The sequence below is a fragment of the Streptomyces sp. NPDC004435 genome (genome assembly GCF_042873895.1).
Classification (GTDB): domain Bacteria; phylum Actinomycetota; class Actinomycetes; order Streptomycetales; family Streptomycetaceae; genus Streptomyces.
Map to the genome: position 1 here is coordinate 50,983 of NZ_JBIAMB010000013.1, position 20,892 is coordinate 71,874.

Consider the following 20,892-nt stretch of genomic DNA (forward strand, 5'->3'; position numbering starts at 1 on the left):
GGGGAGGACTCATCCCGTGTCGGTACGTGTCCGGTGTGGACCACTCCGGTATGAAACATGATCGACTGCACTGCTTCCGGGCGGCAGTCTTGCTCCGGGGTGTGACGGGGCTTACGTTCTCCTCCTACGCATCGTGTCTACGGGCGTAGAGGCTCATCGACGCCGTGCCGAAGGAGCTGCTCATGACCGTCGTACGCGCCGCCCTCGTCCAGGCGACCTGGACCGGCGACACCGAGTCCATGATCGCCAAGCACGAGGAGCACGCCCGCGAGGCGGCCCGCCAGGGCGCCCGGGTGATCGGCTTCCAGGAGGTGTTCAACGCCCCCTACTTCTGCCAGGTCCAGGAGCCCGAGCACTACCGCTGGGCCGAGCCCGTGCCGGACGGCCCCACCGTCACGCGGATGCGGGAACTCGCCCGCGAGACCGGCATGGTGATCGTCGTCCCGGTCTTCGAGGTCGAGTCCGAGGGTTTCTACTACAACACCGCGGCCGTCATCGACGCCGACGGCAGCTACCTCGGCAAGTACCGCAAGCACCACATCCCGCAGGTCAAGGGCTTCTGGGAGAAGTACTACTTCCGCCCGGGGAACGCGGGCTGGCCGGTCTTCGACACCGCCGTCGGCAAGGTCGGCGTCTACATCTGCTACGACCGCCACTTCCCCGAGGGCTGGCGCCAACTCGGCCTCAACGGCGCCCAGCTGGTCTACAACCCCTCCGCGACCCACCGCGGCCTCTCCTCCTACCTCTGGCAGCTGGAGCAGCCCGCCGCCGCCGTCGCCAACGAGTACTTCGTCGCCGCCATCAACCGCGTCGGCGTCGAGGAGTACGGCGACAACGACTTCTACGGCACCAGCTACTTCGTCGACCCGCGCGGCCGGTTCGTCGGCGACGTCGCCTCCGACAAGGAGGAGGAACTCGTCGTCCGCGACCTCGACTTCGGCGTGATCGAGGAGGTCCGCCAGCAGTGGGCCTTCTACCGTGACCGCCGGCCCGACGCGTACGACGGGCTGATCCGGCCGTGACCGCACTGCACGCCCGCCACCGCGCCGTCCTGCCCGACTGGCTGGCGCTCTACTACGGCGAGCCGATCGAGATCACCCACGGCGAGGGCCGGCACGTCTGGGACGCGGAGGGCCGCCGCTACCTCGACTTCTTCGGCGGCATCCTCACCACCATGACCGCCCACGCCCTCCCCGAGGTCACCAAGGCGGTCGCCGAGCAGGCCGGCCGGATCGTCCACTCCTCCACCCTCTACCTCAACCGGCCGATGGTGGAGCTGGCCGAGCGGATCGCCGCACTCTCCGGCATCCCCGACGCCCGAGTCTTCTTCACCACCTCCGGCACCGAGGCCAACGACACGGCCCTGCTCCTCGCCACCGCCTACCGCAGCTCGAACCAGATCCTGGCGATGCGCAACAGCTACCACGGCCGCTCCTTCTCCACCGTCGGCGTCACCGGCAACCGCTCCTGGTCGCCCACCGGCCTCTCCCCGCTCCAGACCCTCTACGTGCACGGCGCGGTCCGCGGCCGGGGCCCCTTCGCCGGCCTCACCGACGAGCGGTTCACCGAGGCCGCCGTCGCCGACCTCGAAGACCTCCTCGGCCACACCCACCGCACCGCCGCCCTCATCGCGGAACCCGTCCAGGGCGTCGGCGGCTTCACCTCCCCGCCCGACGGCCTGTACGGCGCCTTCCGCCGGGTCCTCGACCGGCACGGCGTCCTCTGGATCTCCGACGAGGTGCAGACCGGCTGGGGCCGTACCGGCGACCACTTCTGGGGCTGGCAGGCGCACGCCCAGGCCGGACCGCCCGACATGCTCACCTTCGCCAAGGGCATCGGCAACGGCATGGCGATCGGCGGAGTGGTCGCCCGCGCCGAGATCATGAACTGTCTCGACGCCAACTCCATCTCCACCTTCGGCGGTTCACCCGTCACCATGGCCGCCGGCCTCGCCAACCTCGGCCACCTCCTCGACCACGACCTCCAGGGCAACGCCCGCCGGGTCGGCGGCCTGCTCATCGAACGGCTCCGCGCCGCCGCCGCGGGCGTCGACGCCGTCCGCGAGGTCCGCGGCCGCGGCCTCATGATCGGGATCGAGCTGGCCGACCCGGTCACCGGGCGCGCCGCCCCCGAGGCGGCCTCCGCCGTCCTGGAGGCGGCTCGCGAGGGCGGCCTCCTCATCGGCAGGGGCGGCGGCCACGACACCAGCGCCCTGCGCGTCGCGCCCCCGCTCTCCCTCACCGTCGCCGAGGCCGAGGAGGGCGCCGCCATCCTCGAACGAGCCCTCCGATCGCTCTAGTTGACAGGGAGTACTGGCGTGAGCAATCGAACCCTGATTACCGGTGGTCTCGTGATCACCGCCGCGGACGAGGTGCACGCGGATGTGCTGATCGAGCACGGCCGGGTGGTGGCGCTGGCGGCGCCGGGGACGCAGCAGTGGACGGCGGACCTGGTGATCGACGCCTCGCAGAAGTACGTGATCCCGGGCGGGGTGGACGCGCACACGCACATGGAGCTGCCGTTCGGCGGCACGTTCGCCTCGGACACGTTCGAGACGGGAACGCGGGCGGCGGCGTGGGGCGGGACGACCACGATCGTCGACTTCGCGGTGCAGGCGAAGGGCGAGTCGCTCCACGCCGGCCTGAACGCCTGGATGGAGAAGGCGGACGGGAACTGCGCCATCGACTACGCGTTCCACATGATCATGTCGGACGTGAACCCGTCGACGCTCCGGGAGATGCCGAAGCTCATCGAGCACGGCGTCTCCTCGTTCAAGCTGTTCATGGCGTATCCGGGCGTCTTCTACTCGGACGACGGCCAGATCCTGCGGGCGATGCAGGTCGCCGGCGACACCGGCGGACTGATCATGATGCACGCCGAGAACGGCATCGCGATCGACGTCCTCGTCGAGCAGGCGCTCGCCCGGGGCGAGACCGATCCCCGGTACCACGGGGAGGTCCGCAAGGCCCTCCTGGAGGCGGAGGCCACCCACCGGGCGATCCAGCTGGCCCGGGTCGCCGGCTCCCCGCTCTACGTCGTCCACGTCTCGGCCGAGGATGCGGTGGCCGAGCTGGCCCTCGCCCGCGACAAGGGGCTGCCGGTCTTCGGCGAGACCTGCCCCCAGTACCTGTTCCTCTCCACGGACAACCTGGCGGAGCCGGACTTCGAGGGCGCCAAGTACGTGTGCTCGACGCCGCTGCGCCCGAAGGAGCACCAGGCGGCGCTGTGGCGGGGGCTGCGGACGAACGACCTCCAGGTGGTCTCCACCGACCACTGCCCCTTCTGCTTCGTGGGCCAGAAGGAACTGGGCCGGGGCGACTTCTCGAAGATCCCCAACGGGCTGCCCGGCGTGGAGAACCGCATGGACCTCCTCCACCAGGCCGTGGTGGACGGGCACATCTCGCGCCGCCGCTGGATCGAGATCGCCTGCGCGACCCCGGCGCGGATGTTCGGCATCTACCCGCAGAAGGGCACGATCGCGCCCGGCGCCGACGCCGACGTGGTCGTCTACGACCCGCACGCCACGCAGACGCTGTCGGCGGAGACCCACCACATGAACGTCGACTACTCCGCGTACGAGGGCAGGACGGTGACCGGTCAGGTCGAGACCGTCCTCTCGCGGGGCGAGGTCGTCGTCGACCGGCGGAAGTACGTGGGTCACGCGGGGCACGGGGTGTTCGTGCCGCGCGGTCTCTGTCAGTACCTGGGCTGAGCAAGCCCGGGGTCTCAACGCACCGACTCGAACTGGGAGGTCCCGCGTGGACTTCGGACTCGTCCTGCAGACCGACCCGCCCGCCTCGCAGGTCGTCGGCCTGATGCGCAGGGCGGAACGCAACGGCTTCCGCTACGGCTGGACCTTCGACTCCGCCGTGCTGTGGCAGGAACCCTTCGTCATCTACAGCCAGATCCTCGCCAACACCACGACGCTGCACGTCGGCCCCATGGTGACCAATCCGGGCACCCGCACGTGGGAGGTCACCGCCTCCACCTTCGCCACCCTCAACGACATGTACGGCAACCGCACCGTCTGCGGCATCGGCCGCGGCGACTCCGCCATGCGGGTCGCCGGCCGCAGGCCGAACACCCTCGCCCGCCTCGGCGAGGCCATCGAGGTGATCCGCGACCTGGCGGAGGGCCGCGAGGCGCAGGTCGACGGCAACCCGATCCGCATCCCGTGGGTCAGAAACGGGAAGCTGCCCGTGTGGATGGCGGCCTACGGCCCGAAGGCGCTCGCCCTCGCCGGCGAGAAGGCGGACGGCTTTATCCTCCAGCTCGCGGACCCCTTCCTCACCGAGTGGATGGTCAAGGCGGTCCGCGAGGCGGCCCGGGACGCCGGTCGCGACCCCGACGCGCTCACCATCTGCGTCGCCGCCCCCGCGTACGTCACGGCCGACGACTCGTCCGAGGCCCTGGCACACGCCCGCGACCAGTGCCGCTGGTTCGGCGGCATGGTCGGCAACCACGTCGCCGACCTGGTGGCCAGGTACGGCGAGCACTCCTCCATGGTCCCCGAGGAGCTGACCGCGTACATCAAGGACCGGCACGGCTACGACTACTCCCACCACGGCCGCGCCGGGAACCCCGACACCGCCTTCGTCCCCGACGAGATCGTCGACCGCTTCTGCCTCCTCGGCCCCGCCGAGGCCCACATCGACAAGCTCCGCCACCTGAAGAGCCTGGGCGTCGACCAGTTCGCCGTCTACGACATGCACGACAACCGCGAGGGCACCATCGACGCCTACGGCACCGACATCATCCCGGCCCTGGGCTGACGGCGCGCGGGGCGCGGGGGGAACCGGCCGCCGTCACCGCCGCCCGCGCACCCGGCGCACCGACACCCGAGGGAACACCACCGCCGTACCCGGCGCGGCTCCGGGGGCCGGGCGGACGGGGTGCCTAAGGTCGCACGCACACAGCCACCCCCCCCAGAGGAGCGACCCGTGGCCTCCCGGCTCAACCCCTACATCAGCTTCACCGGCCAGGCGAAGCAGGCACTCGACCTCTACCAGGACGTCTTCGGCGGCGAACTCGCCGTCAACACCTACTCCCAGTTCGGCGAGGCGCCGCCCGGGTTCGAGGACAAGGTCATGCACGGCATGCTGGAGACCCCGGCGGGCTTCACGCTGATGGCCTCGGACACCCCGCCCGGCATGGACTACACCCCCGGCAACAACATCAGCGTCAGCGTCAGCGGCGAGGACGAGGGCGAACTCCGCGGCTACTGGGCCAAGCTCTCCGCGCGCGGCACGGTCACAGTCCCGCTGGAGATGCAGATGTGGGGCGACGTTTTCGGCATGTGCACCGACGAGTTCGGCGTCACCTGGATGGTCAACATCTCCGGCACCCCCTCCTGACCCGCCGACCCGCCGACCCGCTGACCACCGGAAACGCGGGTGAGAAGCACCTCGAACACCTGATAGATTGATGTTCGTCGCCGCGCGGGAGACCGCAGGGCGGCGGACACCTTGTCCGGGTGGCGGAATGGCAGACGCGCTAGCTTGAGGTGCTAGTGCCCTTTATCGGGCGTGGGGGTTCAAGTCCCCCCTCGGACACGATCGACGACGAGCCGTGGGGGGGGGGGGGGAACCCCCCCCCCCCCCCCCCCCGCCAATCCACCCCCCCCCGCCCCCGGCGGCCCCGGGGGGGGGGGGCCGGGGGGGTGGGGGGGGGGGGGGGGGGTGTTTGGGGGGGGGGGGGCCCCCCCCCCCCCCGCCCCCCCCCCGCCCGCCGGGGGGGGGGGGGCGGGGCCCCCCCCCCCCCCACGGCTCGTCCTCGTATGCGCCCCCGTCCGGCCGCGCGGCGCTCAGGTGGCCGGTGGCCGCAGGCCCGTGGTGCGGGTGAGCCAGGGGAGGTGCGCGGTGATCCTGGTGTTCACCGCGGGGGTGTCGGTGGCGCAGCCCCGGCCGTAGGAGACCAGTGCGGCCAGGGCGGAGCGGCCGGCGGGGGTGCGGTGGACGAGGGGGCCGCCGGAGTCCTGGACGCAGGTGTCTCGGCCGGGGCTCCAGGTGCAGAGCTGGGCGGGGGTGAGGCCGTCGACTCCGCGGAGGGCGCAGGCCGGGTTGGGGAGCGTGTCGAGGGTGACCGCGCGCAGCACGGGGGAGGGCGCCCCGCCGAAGGAGGTCGCCCCCCATCCGACGGCCTCCAGACGCGTGTGGGCGAACGATTCTCCAGCGGTGGGGAGCGCGATCGGGCGTACTCCGGCGTCGGGCCGGACAGCGGCCGTGAGGGTGATGACGGCCAGGTCGTCGTGGTGGGTGCGGGGGTCGTAGCGCGGGTGCGGGGTGAAGCGGGCGGGGCGGGCCACGCGCGCGTGGCGGGACTCCGTCGCCGTACGCAGGTCGTGGTCGCCGAGGAGGACCGCGACCCGGCCGGGGTCGGCGTACGCGCCCGTCAGGCAGTGGGCGGCCGTCAGGACGTGCCGGGGACCGATCAGGACGCCGCCGCAGAACTGCCGGTCACGGGCGGTGTCGACGAGCGCCGCCGCGTACGGGTACGCCCCAGGGGCCGCCTCCCGGCCGCCGACGATCGCCGCCGCGCCGGGCGGCGCGACCGGCGCCGTCGCCAGGAGTGCCCCCAGGAGCGCAGCCGTCAGTGTCCTCGCCCGTCCCAAGATGCCCTCCGTGGCCGTCGACCCAGCGTGTCCATGGCGTCAACGAGCCGGTACGGAGCAGGTCACAGGACCGGTCTCGGCAGAGCCGGCGGGGCGAACGCCAGGGCGTGCCGGCGGGCAGCCGCGCCACGGCCTTCGGCGCCGAGTTCACCGAGGCCGGCACCCGCTACGCCCGCGACCGCGGCCTCCTCGAAGACCCGGCGACGCCCCGGAGGGGGCGGAGGGCGCCCTTCTCGAATCGCGCCCCTACGGCACCCGTGCCGTCCACTCCCGCGACGAGAACTTCGACTCCGCCAGCTCCTTGGCGAGCGCCAGCTCCTCCTCCGTGACCCGGCCCTCCGCCAGGCCGTACCGCTGCCGGAAGGAGCCGATCATCCGCCCGATCACGGCCTCGCGCGGCAGGCCCGTCTGCCGGCGCAGCGGGTCCACGCGCTTCTTCGCGCTCCTGGTGCCCTTGTCGGAGAGCTTCTCGCGCCCGATCCGCAGCACCTCGGTCATCTTGTCCGCGTCGATGTCGTACGCCATCGTCACGTGGTGCAGCACCGCGCCGCCACCGGTCACCATCCGCTTCTGGGCCGCGCCGGCGATCTTCCCGGCCTCGGTGGCGATGTCGTTGAGCGGCTGGTACCACGCCTTGACGCCCATGTCGCTGAGGGCGCCGAGCACCCAGTCGTCGAGGTAGGCGTAGCTGTCGGTGAAGGACAGGCCCTGCACCAGGGCGTCGGGGACCGACAGCGAGTACGTGATGGTGTTGCCGGGCTCGATGAACATGGCGCCGCCGCCGCTGATCCGGCGCACCACCTGGATGCCGTGCCGCTCGGCGGCCTCCGGGTCCACCTCGTTGCGCAGCGACTGGAAGCTGCCGATGACGACGGCGGGGGCGCCCCACTCCCAGACCCGCAGGGTCGGCGGGCGGCGCCCGGCCGCGACCTCGGAGGTGAGGACCTCGTCGAGCGCCATGTGCAGGGCGGGGGACTGCGGCGGCTCGTGGACCAGCTGCCAGTCGTAGTCGGTCCAGTCGGTGGCGTGTGCGAGCGCCCGGCGGACCGCCACGCCGACGCCCTCCGTGGTGAGGCCGAACATCTGGGTGCCGGGCGGCAGTGCCGCGTCGATCCTGGCGGCGAGCCCGGAGGCGTCGGTGTCGGCGGGGGCGCCCTCCAGGGCGCGGTCGATGGCGAGGAGCGCCTCGTCGGGTTCGAGGAAGAAGTCGCCCGCCACCCGGACCCGGGCCAGCGCCCCGTCCACCACGTCGAGATCGACGACGACCAGCTTCCCGCCGGGGACCTTGTACTCGCCGTGCACCGGACCGACCTGCCTCTCGGGGACCTCAGGGACCTCGGGGGACCCCGGGGATCCAGAACATCCTGCTCAGGGGTGAAACCGTCCAAACTGTACTCCTGGCGCGGGGCCGCGGGACGGCCCTGCCCCCGGTCGCGCCCCGTGCCGCTCCGGGCGCCGTCGCGCCTCCGGTTCCCGCCCCGGCCGAGGCCCTGTACCGATTGTCGGACCCGCGTGCTTAGCTGGACGCATGATCGAATCCTTCCTTGAGCACGTCCTCGACGGTGGTACGACCGAGGTGGAGGAAGCGGTCCGCAAGGCGGCCGCGGCGGAGATCATGCCGCGCTTCCGACAGCTCGCCGACCACGAGATCGTCGAGAAGACGGGTCCGTACGACCTGGTGACGGTCGCCGACCGGGCCGCGGAGGAGCACCTGACCGAGGCGCTCACCGCCCTCCTGCCGGGCTCCGTCGTGGTCGGCGAGGAGGCCGTCCACGCCGACCCCGGGGTCTACGGACGGCTGCGCGGCGAAGCGCCCGTCTGGATCGTCGACCCGGTGGACGGCACCCGCCAGTTCGTCCACGGCGACCCGGGGTTCTGCACCCTGGTCGCCCTCGCCCGGGGCGGCGAGCTGCTCGCCTCCTGGACCTACGCTCCGGCCCTCGGTGAGCTGGCCGTCGCCGTGCGGGGGCGGGGCGCGTTCCTGAACGGCGAGCGGATACGGTCCGGTTCGCCCGCCCCCGGCGAGGTCCTGGAGGTCGCGACCTCGCACCCCGACTACACCACCGCGGACCAGAAGCGGGCCCTCCTCGGCCTGGTGACCGACGGCGTCCGGCCCCGGCCGTGCGGCTCGGCGGGCCTGGAGTACCTGGCGATCGCCCGGGGCGAGCTCGCCGCCACGGCCTTCAGCTGGGAGTTGGCCTGGGACCACGCGGCGGGGCTGCTGCTGGTCGCGGAGGCGGGCGGCGCGCAGACCACCGTGACCGGCGAACCGTTCCGGATCACCGGGGGCAACACGTTGCCGTTCACGGCCGCCAGGGACGCCGCCACCGCCGAGCGGATCCGCGCCCTCCTCGCCGGCGGCCCGGCCGGGGACTGACCCATGACCAGGAGCGAGCGGGGCCGGGCCTATCCTGGCCCTTCCGTACCGTCGGCCGACGTGAGGAGTCCGAGGTGACGCTGCTCGATGCCGTCGTCGTGGGGGCGGGGCCCAATGGACTGACCGCCGCCGTGGAACTGGCCCGGCGCGGCCGCTCCGTGGCCGTGTTCGAGGCCAAGGAGACCGTCGGCGGCGGAGCCCGTACGGAGGAGCTGACCCTCCCCGGCTTCCGCCACGACCCCTGCTCCGCCGTCCACCCGCTCGGCGCCGGCTCGCCGGTCTTCCGGACCATGCCGCTCGACCGGTACGGCCTGGAATGGCTCCACCCCGAGCTGCCCATGGCGCACCCCTGGGACGACGGCACCGCGGCCGTCCTCTCCCGCTCCGTCGCCGAGACCGCCGCCTCCCTCGGCCCGCGCGACGCCGGCACCTACCGCCGGCTCGTCACCCCCTTCCTCGGCCGGTGGGACGACCTCGCCCGGGACTTCATGCAGCTGCCGCTGACCGCGCTGCCCCGCGACCCGGTGACCCTCGCCCGCTTCGGCCTCACCGGACTCCAGCCCGCCACCTGGATGCTGCGCCGCTTCCGCGACGAGAAGGCCCGCGCCCTCCTCGCCGGCATGATCGGCCACGTCATGGCCCCCCTCGACGGCTTCGCCACCTCCGCCGTCGGCCTCGTCTTCGCGCTCGCCGCGCACGCCGTCGGCTGGCCCGTGCCCCGGGGCGGTTCCCAGGCGATCCCGGACGCCCTCACCGCGTACCTCACCGAGCTCGGCGGCACCGTCCACACCGGGTACGAGGTCAAGCGCCTCGACGACCTGCCGCCCGCCCGCACCTACCTCTTCGACACCTCGCCCACCGCCCTCGCCCGCATCACCGGCTTCGGCGCCCACCACTACGCCCACTACGCGTACGGCGCCGCCGCCTTCAAGATCGACTACGCCCTCGACGGGCCCGTGCCCTGGACCGCCGAGGACGCCCGCCGCGCCGGCACCGTCCAGATCGGCCCCTCCGTCCGCGAGATCGGCACCGCGCTGCGTCAGGCGTCCTCCGGCACCGCCCCCGACACCCCGTTCCTCATCACCGCCCAGCCCAGCCTCGTCGACCCGAGCCGCGCCCCCGAGGGCCGGCACGTCTTCTGGGCGTACGGACACGTGCCCAACGGCTGGCGCGGCGACCTCACCGACGCCATCGAGCGCCAGATCGAGCGCTTCGCCCCCGGCTTCCGCGACCGGATCCTCGCCCGCGCCACCGCGGGACCGCCCGAACTCGCCGCCCGCAACGCCAACTACGTCGGCGGCGACATCGCCTGCGGCGCCGCCCGCGGCCTCCAGCTCGTGCTGCGCCCCACCCTCTCCCCGTGGCCGTACCGCACCCCCCACCCGGCCGTCTTCCTCTGCTCCGCCGCCACCCCGCCCGGCCCCGGCGTCCACGGCATGTCCGGGCACAACGCCGCCAAGGCCGTCTGGCGCCACCTCAGAAACCTCGACGGCGCCGGAACCTAGACTCGTCCCATGGCCAAGTACATCGACGTGCACCCCGAGAACCCCCAGCCGCGCATCATCGACGGCGTGGCCGACTCGATCCGCAAGGGCGGGCTCATCGCCTACCCCACCGACTCCTGCTACGCCCTCGGCAGCCGCATCGGCAACCACGACGGCCTCACCCGCATCCGGGAGATCCGCCGCCTCGACGACCGGCACCACTTCACCCTCATGTGCGCGGACTTCGCGCAGCTCGGCCAGCTCGTGCACATCGACAACCGGGTCTTCCGCGCCGTCAAGGCCGCCGTCCCCGGCGCGTACACCTTCATCCTCCCCGGCACCAAGGAGGTGCCGCGCCAGCTCCTCCACCCCAAGAAGAAGACCGTCGGGGTCCGCATCCCCGACCACCGCGTCACCCAGGCGCTGCTCGCCTCACTCGGCGAACCCCTGCTCTCCTCCACCCTCCTCCTTCCCGACGAGGAGGAACCGCTGACCCAGGGCTGGGAGATCAAGGAGCGGCTCGACCACCAGGTCGACGCCGTCCTCGACTCCGGCGACTGCGGCACCGTCCCCACCACCGTCGTCGACTTCTCCAGCGGCGAGCCCGAGGTCGTCCGCGTCGGCGCCGGCGACCCCGACCGCTTCGCGTGACCGCGAAGGGCCACACCGCGGCCGGTGGCCCTTACGCGCCCGCACGCGGTCACCGTACGGTCGGTCGGGTGAACCACCGTTCACCCCGACCGCCGGAGGCTCTCGCGTGATCGTCATCGCCCACGTCAGCGACATCCACATCGACGCGGGGGAGCGCGCCACCGCGCGCACCCGCGCCGTCCTGCGCCACCTGGAGGAGCTGCCGTACGACCTCGCGGCCGTCCTCGTCTCCGGCGACATCGCCGACCATGCCGACCCCGCCGAGTACGACCGCGCCCGCGCCCTCCTCACCGGCCGCCACCCGCTGGTCGTCTGCCCCGGCAACCACGACGACCGGGCGGCCTTCCGGGCCGGTCTCGGGCCGCTGCTCCACGAGGACGGAGACCCCGCCCCGGCCGCCCCCGTCGACCAGGTCCTGCGCGGCGACGGCTTCGTGCTCGCCGTCTGCGACTCGTCGATCCCCGGCAAGCACGACGGGTACCTGGAGGACAGCACCCTGGAGCGGCTGGACCGCGTCCTCACCGACACCCCGCGGGACACGCCCGTCCTCGTCGCCTTCCACCATCCGCCGGTGCCGCTGAACACGCCGTACGTGGACGAGATCCGCCAGTTCGGCGAGGAGCGGCTCGCCGCGCTCGCCGGACGCCACCCGCACCTCACCGCCTTCCTCGCCGGCCACGCGCACACCGCGGCCGCCACCACCTTCGCCGGCCGCCCGCTGCTCGTCGCCCCCGGAGTCGTCAACACCATCCGGCTGCCCTGGGAGCAGCCGAGCCCCGACAGCCCGTACGTCCACCGGGACGCCCCGCCCGGTGTCGCCTTCCACGTCCTCGACGCCGAAGGCAGGCTCACCACCCACTTCCGGACGGTGCCCGCCGGCGGCTGACCCGCGTCGGGGTCCGGGCCGGGGTCCACAAGGTCCATGTCGTTTTTCTGCCAGCCGGACGCCCGCGCATCCCGGATCATGGACCCATGCACACCGAGACCGAGCGCTGTGTGCGGGCCGTCCAGTCCAAGGACGCCCGCTTCGACGGCGTGTTCTTCACGGCTGTCCTGACCACCCGGATCTACTGCCGGCCCAGCTGCCCCGTGGTCCCTCCCAAGCCCGAGAACATGGAGTTCCACCCCAGCGCCGCCGCCTGCCAGCGGGCCGGGTTCCGGGCCTGCAAGCGGTGCCGCCCCGACACCAGCCCCGGCTCCCCGGAGTGGAACGTGCGCGCCGACGCCGTCGCCCGCGCCGTGCGGCTCATCCAGGACGGAGTGGTGGACCGGGAGGGCGTCCCCGGGCTCGCCCGGCGGCTCGGCTGGTCCACCCGGCAGGTCGAGCGCCAGCTCCTCGCCGAGCTGGGCGCGGGCCCGCTCGCCCTGGCCCGCGCCCAGCGCGCCCAGACCGCCCGCACCCTCGTCGAGACCACCGGGATGCCCTTCGGGGAGATCGCCTTCGCCGCCGGCTTCTCCTCGATCCGCTCCTTCAACGACACCGTCCGCCAGGTCTTCGCCCTCACCCCCGGCGAACTCCGCGCCCGCGCCACCCGGCCCGCCGCACCGCACACCCCCGGCGTGATCACCCTCCGGCTGCCCTTCCGCGCCCCGCTCGAACCGTCCAACCTCTTCGGCCACCTCGCCGCCACCGCCGTCCCCGGCGTCGAGGAGTGGCGCGACGGCGCCTACCGCCGCACCCTGGCCCTCCCGTACGGGCACGGGATCGTCGCCCTCGCCCCGCGCCCCGGCCACATCGCCTGCCGGCTCTCGCTCACCGACCCCCGCGACCTCACCCACGCCATCAGCCGCTGCCGCAGGCTCCTCGACCTCGACGCCGATCCCGTCGCCGTCGACGACCAGCTCCGCTCCGACCCGCTGCTCGCCCCCCTCGTGGACGAGGCGCCGGGCCGGCGCGTCCCCGGCACCGTCGACCCGGCCGAGTTCGCCGTCCGCGCCGTCCTCGGCCAGCAGGTCTCCACGGCCGCCGCCCGCACCCACGCGGCCCGCCTGGTCACCGCGCACGGCGTCCCCGTCGAGGACCCCGAGGGCGGCCTCACCCACCTCTTCCCCACCCCCGAGGCGCTCTCCGGGATCGACCCCGAGACGCTGGCCCTGCCCCGCAGCCGGCGCACCACCCTGCTCACCCTCGTCCGTGCCCTCGCCGACGGCGAACTGGCCCTCGGCCCCGACACGGACCGCGCGGAGACCCGCGCCCGGCTGCTCGCCCTGCCCGGCTTCGGCCCCTGGACCACCGAGGTCATCGCCATGCGCGCGCTCGGCGACCCCGACGCCTTCCTCCCCGGCGACCTCGGCGTCCGCCGCGCCGCCGAGGGCCTGGGCCTGCCCGGCACCCCCGCCGCGCTCACCGCCCGTTCCGCCCAGTGGGCGCCCTGGCGGGCCTACGCCGTCCAGTACCTCTGGGCGACCGACTCCCACCCGATCAACCACCTCCCCGCGTAAGGAAGTCGCACCATGCCCCGCACCGTCGTGCACACGGTCGTGGACAGCCCCTACGAGCCGCTGACCCTGGTGGCCGTCGACGGCGTCCTCAGCCGCGTCTACATGACAGAACAGCGCCACCGCCCGCCGGAGGAGACCTTCGGAGACCGGGACCCCCGCCCCTTCGGCGAGACGATCCGCCAGCTCGACGCCTACTTCGAGGGCGAGCTCACGGAGTTCGACCTCCCGCTCCACCTGGAGGGAACCCCCTTCCAGCAGAGCGTCTGGGAGCAGCTCCAGCTCATCCCGTACGGGGAGACCCGCACGTACGGCGAGCTCGCCGAGGCCCTCGGCAAGCCGGGCGCCTCCCGCGCGGTGGGTCTCGCCAACGGCAAGAACCCGGTCGGCATCATCGTCCCCTGCCACCGCGTGATCGGCTCCGGCGGCAGCCTCACCGGCTACGGCGGCGGCCTCGACCGGAAGAAGCGGCTGCTCGCATTCGAGGCGGGCGACCCGGGTCTGCCCGACGCGCTCTTCTAGACGAGGCGCCGCAGGAGCGCCGGGAGCGCCGTGCCGATCGGCTCGCGCAGGACCTCGGCGGCGAGCGGGTCGTACGGGGTCGGCTCGGCGTTCACGATGACCAGCCGGGCCCCGTGCTCGGCCGCGATCCCGGCCAGTGAGGCCGCCGGCTGCACCTGGAGGCTCGTACCCACCGCGATGAACACCTCGGCCGCCTTGGCGACCGACATCGCGTTCCCCAGCACCACCGGGTCGAGCCGCTGCCCGAACATCACGGTCGCGGGCTTCAGGATCCCGCCGCAGGCCCGGCACGCCGGATCCGGGTCTCCCGCCTCCAGCCGCTCCAGGGCCTCGGCCATCGGCGAGCGGGCGTGGCAGGCCGTGCACACCACCGACCTGGCGGTGCCGTGGAGTTCGAGGACCTTGCGGTCCGGCACCCCGGCCGCCTGGTGCAGCCCGTCCACGTTCTGGGTGATCACCCTGACGGCATGCCCGGTCCGCTCGAAGGCGGCGACCGCGCGGTGCGCCGCGTTCGGCTCCGCCGTCAGGACCGGAGCGTCGCGCCGCATCAGCCAGGAGCGGCGGCGGACGTCGGGGTCCGCCATGTACGGCCCGTAGGTGACCAGCTGTTCGGCCTCCGGGTCCTGCCGCCAGAGCCCGTTCGGCCCCCGGTAGTCCGGGATGCCCGAGTCCGTGGAGATACCGGCACCGCTGAGGATCGCGACCATCGTCATGTCGGGAGGGTAGGCATCGCCGATCGGCTCCCGCGAGCGGGTTTTCCGGTGCTAGGTTCCCGTCCATGGCCAAGGTGAACATCGCGCTCGACGCCGAACTCGTCGTGGAAGTCATGGTCCTGACGGGCGTCGGCAGCCCGCAGGACGCCGTGGAGGCGGTCGTCCGCGACTACATCGCGCGCGGCCACCGCACGGAGGCCAGGACCGCCTCCCGCGACGAGGCGAACCGCACCGGCGACATGCTGCCGCCGGAGCCCCAGCAGGGCTGACCGACCGGCCCCGCCAAGAGCTCCGCGCCGGCCGCCGGAACCCGCCGACCCCCACGACCCCCGATCCGACGGTCCGGAAGGCGTCGGTCAGCCGGACGCCGGCAGGCCGTTCTCCAGTTCGGCCGGGCCCCGGCCGCCGTCCAGCACGTCCAGCGCGGCCAGCACCCGCAGGGTCAGGCCGGCGGGCAGGTACGCCGGCACCTCGGAGCGCTCGATCAGCTTCCAGGAGAGCAGCTCGTCCTCCTGGAGCCGGATCCCCGCCAGCCGCTCCTCGTCCAGCACCCCGCCGTCGTACAGGTACGCCACGATCGGCGGCCGGACCGGGCTCTGCACCCAGTCGACCACCAGCAGCGCGCCCAGCGGCACGTCCAGGCCGATCTCCTCGGCGGTCTCCCGGCGGGCGCCCTGCCGGGGCGTCTCGCCCGTGTCGGACTCGACCGTCCCGCCCGGCAGCACCCAGCCCTCGCGGTAGTTCGGCTCGACGATCAGGACCCGCCCCCGGTCGTCCCGGAAGAGGGCCGCGGCCCCGGCGAGGACGCGCGGGAGGCCGGCGATGTACGTGGCGTAATCAGTGGTGGTCACGGGGGCAGCGTAGCCAGGCGCGGGGTCCGCTCGGCGAGTTCGCGGATTCCGGAGCCGTCGAAGCCGGACACCGCGCCGCGCACCCGGTCGCGCGGCGGCCCCGCGTCCGGCGCGCCCCTGGCGCCCGGGTGGCGCCCGGGGGCGTCCGTCATGCCCCGCCGTCCTTCGGCGGCTCGCCGCCCTGCGTGTCCGCGCGGGAGCGGGCCGCGCGGTGCAGCCGGTGGTGCCGGGGGCCGCCGCCCTGCTCGGTCATCGCCTCGCCGACCAGGGCGCGCACCGCGTCCCGCATCCCGTGCAGGGCGTGGTGCCGGGCCGGGCCCGCGCCCGGGTCCTCCCGCAGCTCCTTCACCAGCGCCCAGCAGAGCACCAGCATGACCACCACGAACGGCAGCGCCACCAGGATCGTCGCCGTCTGGAGCGAGTTCAGCCCGCCCGCCACCAGCAGCACCGCCGCGACCGCCGCCATCAGCACGCCCCAGGTCACCACCAGCCACGTCGGCGGGTGCAGCGAGCCCCGGCTGGTCAGCGAGCCCATGACGAGGGAGGCCGAGTCGGCGCTGGTGACGAAGTACGTCATCACCAGCAGCATCGCGACGACCGAGGTGACCGTCCCCAGCGGCAGCGCCTCCAGCATCGCGAAGAGCGACGCCTCCGCCCCGTCCTTCACCGCCGTCGCCAGATCGGCCTCGCCGGTGGACTCCAGCCGGATCGCCGTGCCGCCCATCACGCAGAACCAGACCACCGTCGCGCCCGACGGCACGAGCAGCACGCCCACCAGGAACTCGCGGATGGTCCGGCCGCGCGAGATCCGCGCGATGAAGGTGCCGACGAACGGCGCCCAGGACAGCCACCACGCCCAGTAGAAGATCGTCCAGGCGCCCAGCCAGTCGCGGTCGGTGAAGGCGCCGGTCCGGCTCGCCATCGGGAGCAGCTGGTGCAGGTAGCCGCCGACCGAGGCCGGGATCGTGTCCAGGACGTAGACGGTCGGACCGAGCAGGAAGACGAAGAGCGCCAGGCAGCCGGCGAGCACGATGTTCAGCGTCGACAGCCACTTCACGCCCTTGTGCAGTCCGGAGAAGGCGGACAGGACGAAGGCGGCCGACAGCGAGGCGATGATGATCAGCTGGGTGGCGGTCGAGTCCTCGACGCCCATCGTGAGGTCCAGGCCCTCGGACACCTGGAGCGCGCCCAGGCCCAGGCTGGTCGCCGTCCCGAAGACGGTCGCGAAGACCGCGAGCAGGTCGATCGCCCTGCCCTGCCAGGACGCCGCCCGGCGGGCGCCGAGGAGCGGCACGAAGGCGCTGCTCAGCCGGTTGCCCCGGCCCTTGCGGAAGCCCGCGTACGCGAGCGCGAGCCCGGCGATGCCGTAGATCGCCCACGGGGTCAGCGTCCAGTGGAAGAACGAGTACTCCATCGCCGTCCGCGCCGCCGCGCCCGTCCCCGCCGGGCCACCGCCGGGCGGCGGGTCCAGGAAGTGCTGGAGCGGCTCCCCGACGCCGTAGAACATCAGACCGATGCCCATGCCGGCGCTGAACATCATCGCGATCCACGCCAGATTGGTGAATTCCGGCTCCGAGTCGTCCGCGCCCAGCCGGATCCGGCCGAACCGGCTCAGCGCGAGCACCACGCAGAGCACCAGGAAGGTGTCGGCGGCGATCACGAACAACCAGGCGAAGTTGTCCAGCACCCAGGAGAGGGCCGAGGAGGAGGCGCTGTCGAAGGATTCCTTGCCCAGCGCGGCCCAGCCGACGACCGCGACGACCGCGGCCACCCCGATCCCGATGACCCTCGCGTCGGGCGCATGCCGTTCCGGTACGTGATCCGGAGACGTCCGGTCGTTCATATCCGTGCTCATGTGAGCCCACTATGGTCGGACATTTCGTCGTATCCGGGGGTGGCACGCCGTCTGGCCGTACGGATAGGGTCGGCCCTGGCGCGACTGCCTGTTCGAAAGCAAGGGATGCAAGGTGACGGACGGAGCAGCAACTCAGGTCGCTCACGTGCTCGTGGCGGCCGACAAGTTCAAGGGCTCGCTCACGGCCGTACAGGTCGCGGAGCGGGTCACGGCGGGACTCCGGAAGGTCGTCCCCGACCTTTCCGTCGAGGCCCTGCCCGTCGCCGACGGCGGCGACGGCACGGTCGCGGCGGCCGTCGCGGCCGGGTTCGAGCGGCGAGAGGTACGGGTCGCGGGGCCCGTCGGCACACCGGTCACCGCCGCGTTCGCGCTGCGCGGCACCACGGCGGTCGTCGAGATGGCGGAGGCGTCCGGCCTCCAGCTCCTCCCGGCCGGTACGTTCGCCGCGCTGACCGCCACGACGTACGGCTCCGGCGAACTGCTCCGGGCCGCGCTCGACGCCGGCGCCACCACGATCGTCTTCGGGGTGGGCGGCAGCGCCACCACGGACGGCGGCGCGGGCATGCTCGCCGCGCTCGGCGCCCGCTTCCTCGACGCGGCCGGCGAGCCCGTCGGTCCCGGCGGCGCGGCCCTGGCCGAGCTGGCCTCCGCCGACCTCTCCGACCTGGACCCGCGCTTCACCGAGGTCGAGTTCATCCTCGCCAGCGACGTCGACAACCCGCTGACCGGCCCCAAGGGCGCGCCGGCGGTCTACGGCCCGCAGAAGGGCGCCTCGCCGGAGGACGTCGAGACCCTGGACGCGGCGCTCGCCCACTTCGCGCGGGTCCTGGAGAAGGCGATCGGCCCGAAGGCCGCCGAGCTCGCCGCCTCGCCCGGCGCGGGCGGCGCGGGCGGCATCGGCTACGGCGCCCTCCTCCTCGGCGCGAGCTTCCGCCCCGGCATCGAGCTGATGCTGGAGGTCCTGGGCTTCGCCCCGGCCCTGGAGCGCGCCACCCTCGTCATCACCGGCGAGGGCTCCCTGGACGAGCAGACCCTCCACGGCAAGGCCCCGGCGGGTGTCGCCGCGGCCGCCCGCGCCGCCGGCAAGGAGGTCGTCGCGGTCTGCGGCCGTCTCGCCCTCCCGCCCGAGACCCTCGGCGCGGCCGGCATCCGCCGCGCCTACCCGCTCTCGGCCCTGGAGCCCGACCCCGCCAAGTCCATCCCGAACGCGGGCCCCCTCCTGGAGCGGGTCGCCTCCCAGATCGCCCGGGACTTCGTGGCCTAGCGGTACGAGCGCCGGGCGCCGCGCGGCGCCCGGCCGCCGTCGGTCCGTTCCGACGGCCGGTTCCGACGGTTCGTCCTGCCGGTCCGTTCCGTCGGCCGGTTCCGACGGTTCGCTCTGCCGGTCCGTCCCGTCGGCCCGTCCCGTCAGTCCGTCCCGACGGTCCGCTGCGGTGTGCCGGTGGCGGGATCCAGGGCGATCCTCGTCGTGCCGTCGCCGTCGGTGACCAGGAGGGCGTCCGGACCGTCCCAGGCGACCGCGTGGAACCCCGTGGTCTCGCCGTACGACGCCACCGGATGGCTCCGGGCGGTGAGACCCGACCCCTCGACCACCGACACCCGCCAGAGCGGGTCGATGATCGCCGAGCCCTGCTCCACCTTCACGGTCCGCTCCGCGCCGCCCGGTGCCGGTATCCGCTCGGTCTCCTCCCAGCCGGCGCTGAAGACGTCGAACAGCACCAGCCGGAAGAACACCACCAGCACGGCCCCCGCCGCGCAGACGGTCACCACCGACTGCAGCACCCTGCGCGGCGCGCCCGTCCGCAGCACGCCCGCGCCGCCCAGCACGAACAGCGCCAGCCAGTAGGGCCAGGCCGCCGCGAACGCGTCGAGCAGCACGACGTACCGGGTGGACTCCGCCACCAGGGACCCCACCAGCTGGGCCACCGGCGCCAGCACCCCGACCGCGATGAGCACGGGCCCGAGGGCCGGCGGGGGTGTCGTGCGTGTGTTCGTCATGATCGTCACAGGTGCATCCTGCCAGCCCGCCCCGTGGCCGCGTCGCCCCTTTCGCCGTCGCCCCTTTCGCCCATCCCCCCCGTCACCCCGACGCCGTCAGCCGGAAGGCGTCCAGGGCCAAGGTCATCTCCGTGAGGTCCCGTGGGCGGGACAGCGACCGGGAGGTCAGCTGCTCCAGGCGGCGGAGGCGGTTGAAGACCGTGTTGCGGTGGCAGTAGAGGCGGCCGGCCGCACGGCCCGCCGACCCCTCGCAGTCGATCCAGGCGTCCAGCGTCTCCAGGAGCACCGCGCGGTCCGCCGGATCCAGTTCGAGCAGGGCGCCGAGGACGTCGGTGACGAGGATCTCGGCCAGGTCCGGCCGGCCCACGATCAGCGCGCCCGCCATCCTCCGGTCCAGGCGGACCACCTGGCGGGTGCCGGGCGGGCAGGTGCGGAGGGCCAGCTCGGCGAGGCGGCGGGCCCGGCCCAGCTCGGTCAGACCCGTCACGACGGGGCTGATGCCGCCGGGGCCCGGGCACCGCCCGTCGAGGAGCTGCGCCAGCGCGTCCAGGCCCGTCCCCTCGGCCAGCGCCACCACCCCGATCTCGCAGTCCGCCCGCATCCGCCACAGGAACCGCAGCCCCTCGCCCCGCACCTGGCGGTGGAACGGCTCCCGCTCCTCCCGCCGGTCCGGGCGCAGCACCACCACCGCGTACCGCCCCTGCTCCGGCAGGTCCAGGCCGGCCGCCGCCCGCGCCACCAGCTCCGGCGCCCGCTGGCCCCCGAGCAGCGCGTCGACCAGCGCCTGGAGCTGTTCGTCCGTACGCCGCCGCAGCTCCGCCTCGGTCGCCCGGTAAGCCTCCGAGGCGCGGTCCGCCTGCGCGTCCACCGCCGACCAGACCGTCGTCGCCGACTGCATCAGCGCCGCGAGCTGCGCCGCGTCCGGGCCCGCACCCTCGATCAGTGCCTCCCACACCAGATGCCCGGCGTGCCGGTACGCGTGCACCACCAGTTCCAGCGGCATGCCCTGCTCGGCCCGCCGCCGCCCCAGCAGCTCCGCGTGCTCCAGGTCCCGCCGGGGCGAGTGCCGGGGTGCCGAGATCATCTCGATCCCGATCCGCATCGCCTCGTGCGCCTCCTGCCAGTGCTGGTCGTAGGGCACGATCCGCCCGTAGGCGGGCTCGTACGCGTGCAGCTCCGTCAGATGCTCGTCCACCAGCTCCGGCACCCGCTCCAGAAGCGCCGTGCACGCCCGTGCGAGCGCCTTCCAGTCGTCACCGGTCCGCCGTCTGCGCCGTCCCATGGCGGGAGCATCCACCGCCGCGCGCCCCACGGCAACGCCCTGACGCGCAGCGTTGTGCGCATGCACAGCCCTCCGGCGGCCCCGCTGGTCACCGGCAGCGTTTGTGGAGC

At 73.7% G+C, this 20,892-nt stretch carries 21 protein-coding genes and 1 tRNA gene; 14 read left to right on the top strand and 8 right to left on the bottom strand.

Features of this window, described 5'->3' with window-relative positions; genetic code table 11:
* The first annotated feature begins 182 nt into the window (after positions 1-182).
* The 6 genes from ACFYT9_RS23485 to ACFYT9_RS23510 all read left to right on the top strand — a co-directional run bounded on the left by ACFYT9_RS23485 (position 183) and on the right by ACFYT9_RS23510 (position 5,552).
* Positions 183-1,022: a nitrilase-related carbon-nitrogen hydrolase gene (locus ACFYT9_RS23485; RefSeq protein ID WP_376596275.1), complete on the top strand. Its 840-nt coding sequence runs from the start codon at positions 183-185 to the stop codon at positions 1,020-1,022.
* Positions 1,019-2,299, top strand: coding sequence for an aspartate aminotransferase family protein (locus ACFYT9_RS23490; RefSeq protein ID WP_389166862.1), 1,281 nt, complete (start codon positions 1,019-1,021; stop codon positions 2,297-2,299). The genes ACFYT9_RS23485 and ACFYT9_RS23490 overlap by 4 nt, the downstream gene beginning before the upstream one ends.
* 18 nt (positions 2,300-2,317) lie before the next feature.
* Positions 2,318-3,712 carry a dihydropyrimidinase gene (gene hydA / locus ACFYT9_RS23495; RefSeq protein WP_389166865.1) on the top strand — a complete coding sequence of 465 codons (1,395 nt, stop codon included), beginning with the start codon at positions 2,318-2,320 and terminating at the stop codon, positions 3,710-3,712.
* Positions 3,713-3,758: 46 nt separating this feature from the next.
* Positions 3,759-4,772, top strand: coding sequence for a TIGR03842 family LLM class F420-dependent oxidoreductase (locus ACFYT9_RS23500; RefSeq protein ID WP_389166868.1), 1,014 nt, complete (start codon positions 3,759-3,761; stop codon positions 4,770-4,772).
* A 168-nt stretch (positions 4,773-4,940) separates the two neighbouring features.
* Complete coding sequence (locus ACFYT9_RS23505; RefSeq protein WP_389166871.1) at positions 4,941-5,354, top strand: VOC family protein; 414 nt, start codon at positions 4,941-4,943, stop codon at positions 5,352-5,354.
* A gap of 113 nt (positions 5,355-5,467) precedes the next feature.
* Positions 5,468-5,552 (top strand) — tRNA-Leu (locus ACFYT9_RS23510).
* Positions 5,553-5,803: 251 nt separating this feature from the next.
* Here the strand turns inward: ACFYT9_RS23510 and ACFYT9_RS23515 are convergent.
* A complete protein-coding gene (locus tag ACFYT9_RS23515) occupies positions 5,804-6,610 on the bottom strand; it encodes a S1 family serine peptidase (RefSeq protein WP_389166874.1) in 807 nt (268 codons plus the stop codon).
* A 246-nt stretch (positions 6,611-6,856) separates the two neighbouring features.
* The gene (locus tag ACFYT9_RS23520) at positions 6,857-7,912 is read right to left on the bottom strand and encodes a biotin/lipoate A/B protein ligase family protein (protein ID WP_389166877.1); all 1,056 of its coding nucleotides are present in this window, start codon (positions 7,910-7,912) and stop codon (positions 6,857-6,859) included.
* A 226-nt stretch (positions 7,913-8,138) separates the two neighbouring features.
* On the opposite strand from ACFYT9_RS23520, the gene ACFYT9_RS23525 reads away from it, so the two are divergent.
* The 6 genes from ACFYT9_RS23525 to ACFYT9_RS23550 all read left to right on the top strand — a co-directional run bounded on the left by ACFYT9_RS23525 (position 8,139) and on the right by ACFYT9_RS23550 (position 14,083).
* On the top strand, positions 8,139-8,987 hold the full coding sequence (locus ACFYT9_RS23525; protein WP_376600717.1) for an inositol monophosphatase family protein: 849 nt from the start codon (positions 8,139-8,141) through the stop codon (positions 8,985-8,987).
* An 80-nt stretch (positions 8,988-9,067) separates the two neighbouring features.
* On the top strand, positions 9,068-10,492 hold the full coding sequence (locus tag ACFYT9_RS23530) for a phytoene desaturase family protein (protein WP_376600734.1): 1,425 nt from the start codon (positions 9,068-9,070) through the stop codon (positions 10,490-10,492).
* A gap of 9 nt (positions 10,493-10,501) precedes the next feature.
* Positions 10,502-11,122 carry an L-threonylcarbamoyladenylate synthase gene (locus ACFYT9_RS23535; RefSeq protein ID WP_376600719.1) on the top strand — a complete coding sequence of 207 codons (621 nt, stop codon included), beginning with the start codon at positions 10,502-10,504 and terminating at the stop codon, positions 11,120-11,122.
* A gap of 106 nt (positions 11,123-11,228) precedes the next feature.
* The gene (locus ACFYT9_RS23540; RefSeq protein ID WP_389166880.1) at positions 11,229-12,008 is read left to right on the top strand and encodes a metallophosphoesterase; all 780 of its coding nucleotides are present in this window, start codon (positions 11,229-11,231) and stop codon (positions 12,006-12,008) included.
* Between the two features lie 86 nt (positions 12,009-12,094).
* The gene (locus ACFYT9_RS23545) at positions 12,095-13,564 is read left to right on the top strand and encodes an AlkA N-terminal domain-containing protein (protein WP_376600723.1); all 1,470 of its coding nucleotides are present in this window, start codon (positions 12,095-12,097) and stop codon (positions 13,562-13,564) included.
* A 12-nt stretch (positions 13,565-13,576) separates the two neighbouring features.
* Positions 13,577-14,083, top strand: coding sequence for a methylated-DNA--[protein]-cysteine S-methyltransferase (locus ACFYT9_RS23550; RefSeq protein WP_387274915.1), 507 nt, complete (start codon positions 13,577-13,579; stop codon positions 14,081-14,083).
* Here ACFYT9_RS23550 and ACFYT9_RS23555 read toward each other — a convergent pair.
* Positions 14,080-14,796 (bottom strand): NAD-dependent deacetylase, encoded by a 717-nt coding sequence (locus ACFYT9_RS23555; protein ID WP_389166883.1) that lies wholly within the window; start codon positions 14,794-14,796, stop codon positions 14,080-14,082. The two genes, ACFYT9_RS23550 and ACFYT9_RS23555, sit on opposite strands and share 4 nt — an antisense overlap.
* Positions 14,797-14,861: 65 nt before the next feature.
* On the opposite strand from ACFYT9_RS23555, the gene ACFYT9_RS23560 reads away from it, so the two are divergent.
* Entirely contained in the window at positions 14,862-15,065 is a 204-nt protein-coding gene (locus ACFYT9_RS23560) for a type II toxin-antitoxin system VapB family antitoxin (RefSeq protein ID WP_376600729.1), read from the top strand.
* 87 nt (positions 15,066-15,152) lie between these two features.
* On the opposite strand, the gene ACFYT9_RS23565 is transcribed toward ACFYT9_RS23560, so the two are convergent.
* The 3 genes from ACFYT9_RS23565 to ACFYT9_RS23575 are packed head-to-tail and all read right to left on the bottom strand — an operon-like array spanning position 15,153 to position 17,502.
* Positions 15,153-15,647: an NUDIX domain-containing protein gene (locus tag ACFYT9_RS23565; protein ID WP_387274911.1), complete on the bottom strand. Its 495-nt coding sequence runs from the start codon at positions 15,645-15,647 to the stop codon at positions 15,153-15,155.
* Positions 15,644-15,799: a hypothetical protein gene (locus tag ACFYT9_RS23570; protein ID WP_389166887.1), complete on the bottom strand. Its 156-nt coding sequence runs from the start codon at positions 15,797-15,799 to the stop codon at positions 15,644-15,646. The genes ACFYT9_RS23565 and ACFYT9_RS23570 overlap by 4 nt, the downstream gene beginning before the upstream one ends.
* Positions 15,796-17,502 (bottom strand): BCCT family transporter, encoded by a 1,707-nt coding sequence (locus tag ACFYT9_RS23575; protein WP_376600732.1) that lies wholly within the window; start codon positions 17,500-17,502, stop codon positions 15,796-15,798. The genes ACFYT9_RS23570 and ACFYT9_RS23575 overlap by 4 nt, the downstream gene beginning before the upstream one ends.
* Before the next feature lie 112 nt (positions 17,503-17,614).
* On the opposite strand from ACFYT9_RS23575, the gene ACFYT9_RS23580 reads away from it, so the two are divergent.
* Positions 17,615-18,766, top strand: a complete 1,152-nt coding sequence (locus ACFYT9_RS23580; RefSeq protein ID WP_389166891.1) for a glycerate kinase — start codon at positions 17,615-17,617, stop codon at positions 18,764-18,766.
* A gap of 143 nt (positions 18,767-18,909) precedes the next feature.
* On the opposite strand, the gene ACFYT9_RS23585 is transcribed toward ACFYT9_RS23580, so the two are convergent.
* Together ACFYT9_RS23585 and ACFYT9_RS23590 are read right to left on the bottom strand one after the other, a co-directional pair.
* Complete coding sequence (locus ACFYT9_RS23585; RefSeq protein WP_389166894.1) at positions 18,910-19,500, bottom strand: hypothetical protein; 591 nt, start codon at positions 19,498-19,500, stop codon at positions 18,910-18,912.
* Between the two features lie 82 nt (positions 19,501-19,582).
* Complete coding sequence (locus tag ACFYT9_RS23590) at positions 19,583-20,782, bottom strand: PucR family transcriptional regulator (protein WP_376598923.1); 1,200 nt, start codon at positions 20,780-20,782, stop codon at positions 19,583-19,585.
* Positions 20,783-20,892: the final 110 nt, after the last annotated feature.

Coding starts and splice junctions, on each gene's coding strand:
- ACFYT9_RS23485 (WP_376596275.1), top strand. CDS start 183: ATGACCGTCGTACGCGCCGCCCTCGTCCAGGCGACCTGGACCGGCGAC.
- ACFYT9_RS23525 (WP_376600717.1), top strand. CDS start 8,139: ATGATCGAATCCTTCCTTGAGCACGTCCTCGACGGTGGTACGACCGAG.
- ACFYT9_RS23535 (WP_376600719.1), top strand. CDS start 10,502: ATGGCCAAGTACATCGACGTGCACCCCGAGAACCCCCAGCCGCGCATC.
- ACFYT9_RS23545 (WP_376600723.1), top strand. CDS start 12,095: ATGCACACCGAGACCGAGCGCTGTGTGCGGGCCGTCCAGTCCAAGGAC.
- ACFYT9_RS23550 (WP_387274915.1), top strand. CDS start 13,577: ATGCCCCGCACCGTCGTGCACACGGTCGTGGACAGCCCCTACGAGCCG.
- ACFYT9_RS23555 (WP_389166883.1), bottom strand. CDS start 14,796: ATGACGATGGTCGCGATCCTCAGCGGTGCCGGTATCTCCACGGACTCG.
- ACFYT9_RS23560 (WP_376600729.1), top strand. CDS start 14,862: ATGGCCAAGGTGAACATCGCGCTCGACGCCGAACTCGTCGTGGAAGTC.
- ACFYT9_RS23570 (WP_389166887.1), bottom strand. CDS start 15,799: ATGACGGACGCCCCCGGGCGCCACCCGGGCGCCAGGGGCGCGCCGGAC.
- ACFYT9_RS23575 (WP_376600732.1), bottom strand. CDS start 17,502: ATGAGCACGGATATGAACGACCGGACGTCTCCGGATCACGTACCGGAA.
- ACFYT9_RS23585 (WP_389166894.1), bottom strand. CDS start 19,500: ATGACGAACACACGCACGACACCCCCGCCGGCCCTCGGGCCCGTGCTC.
- ACFYT9_RS23590 (WP_376598923.1), bottom strand. CDS start 20,782: ATGGGACGGCGCAGACGGCGGACCGGTGACGACTGGAAGGCGCTCGCA.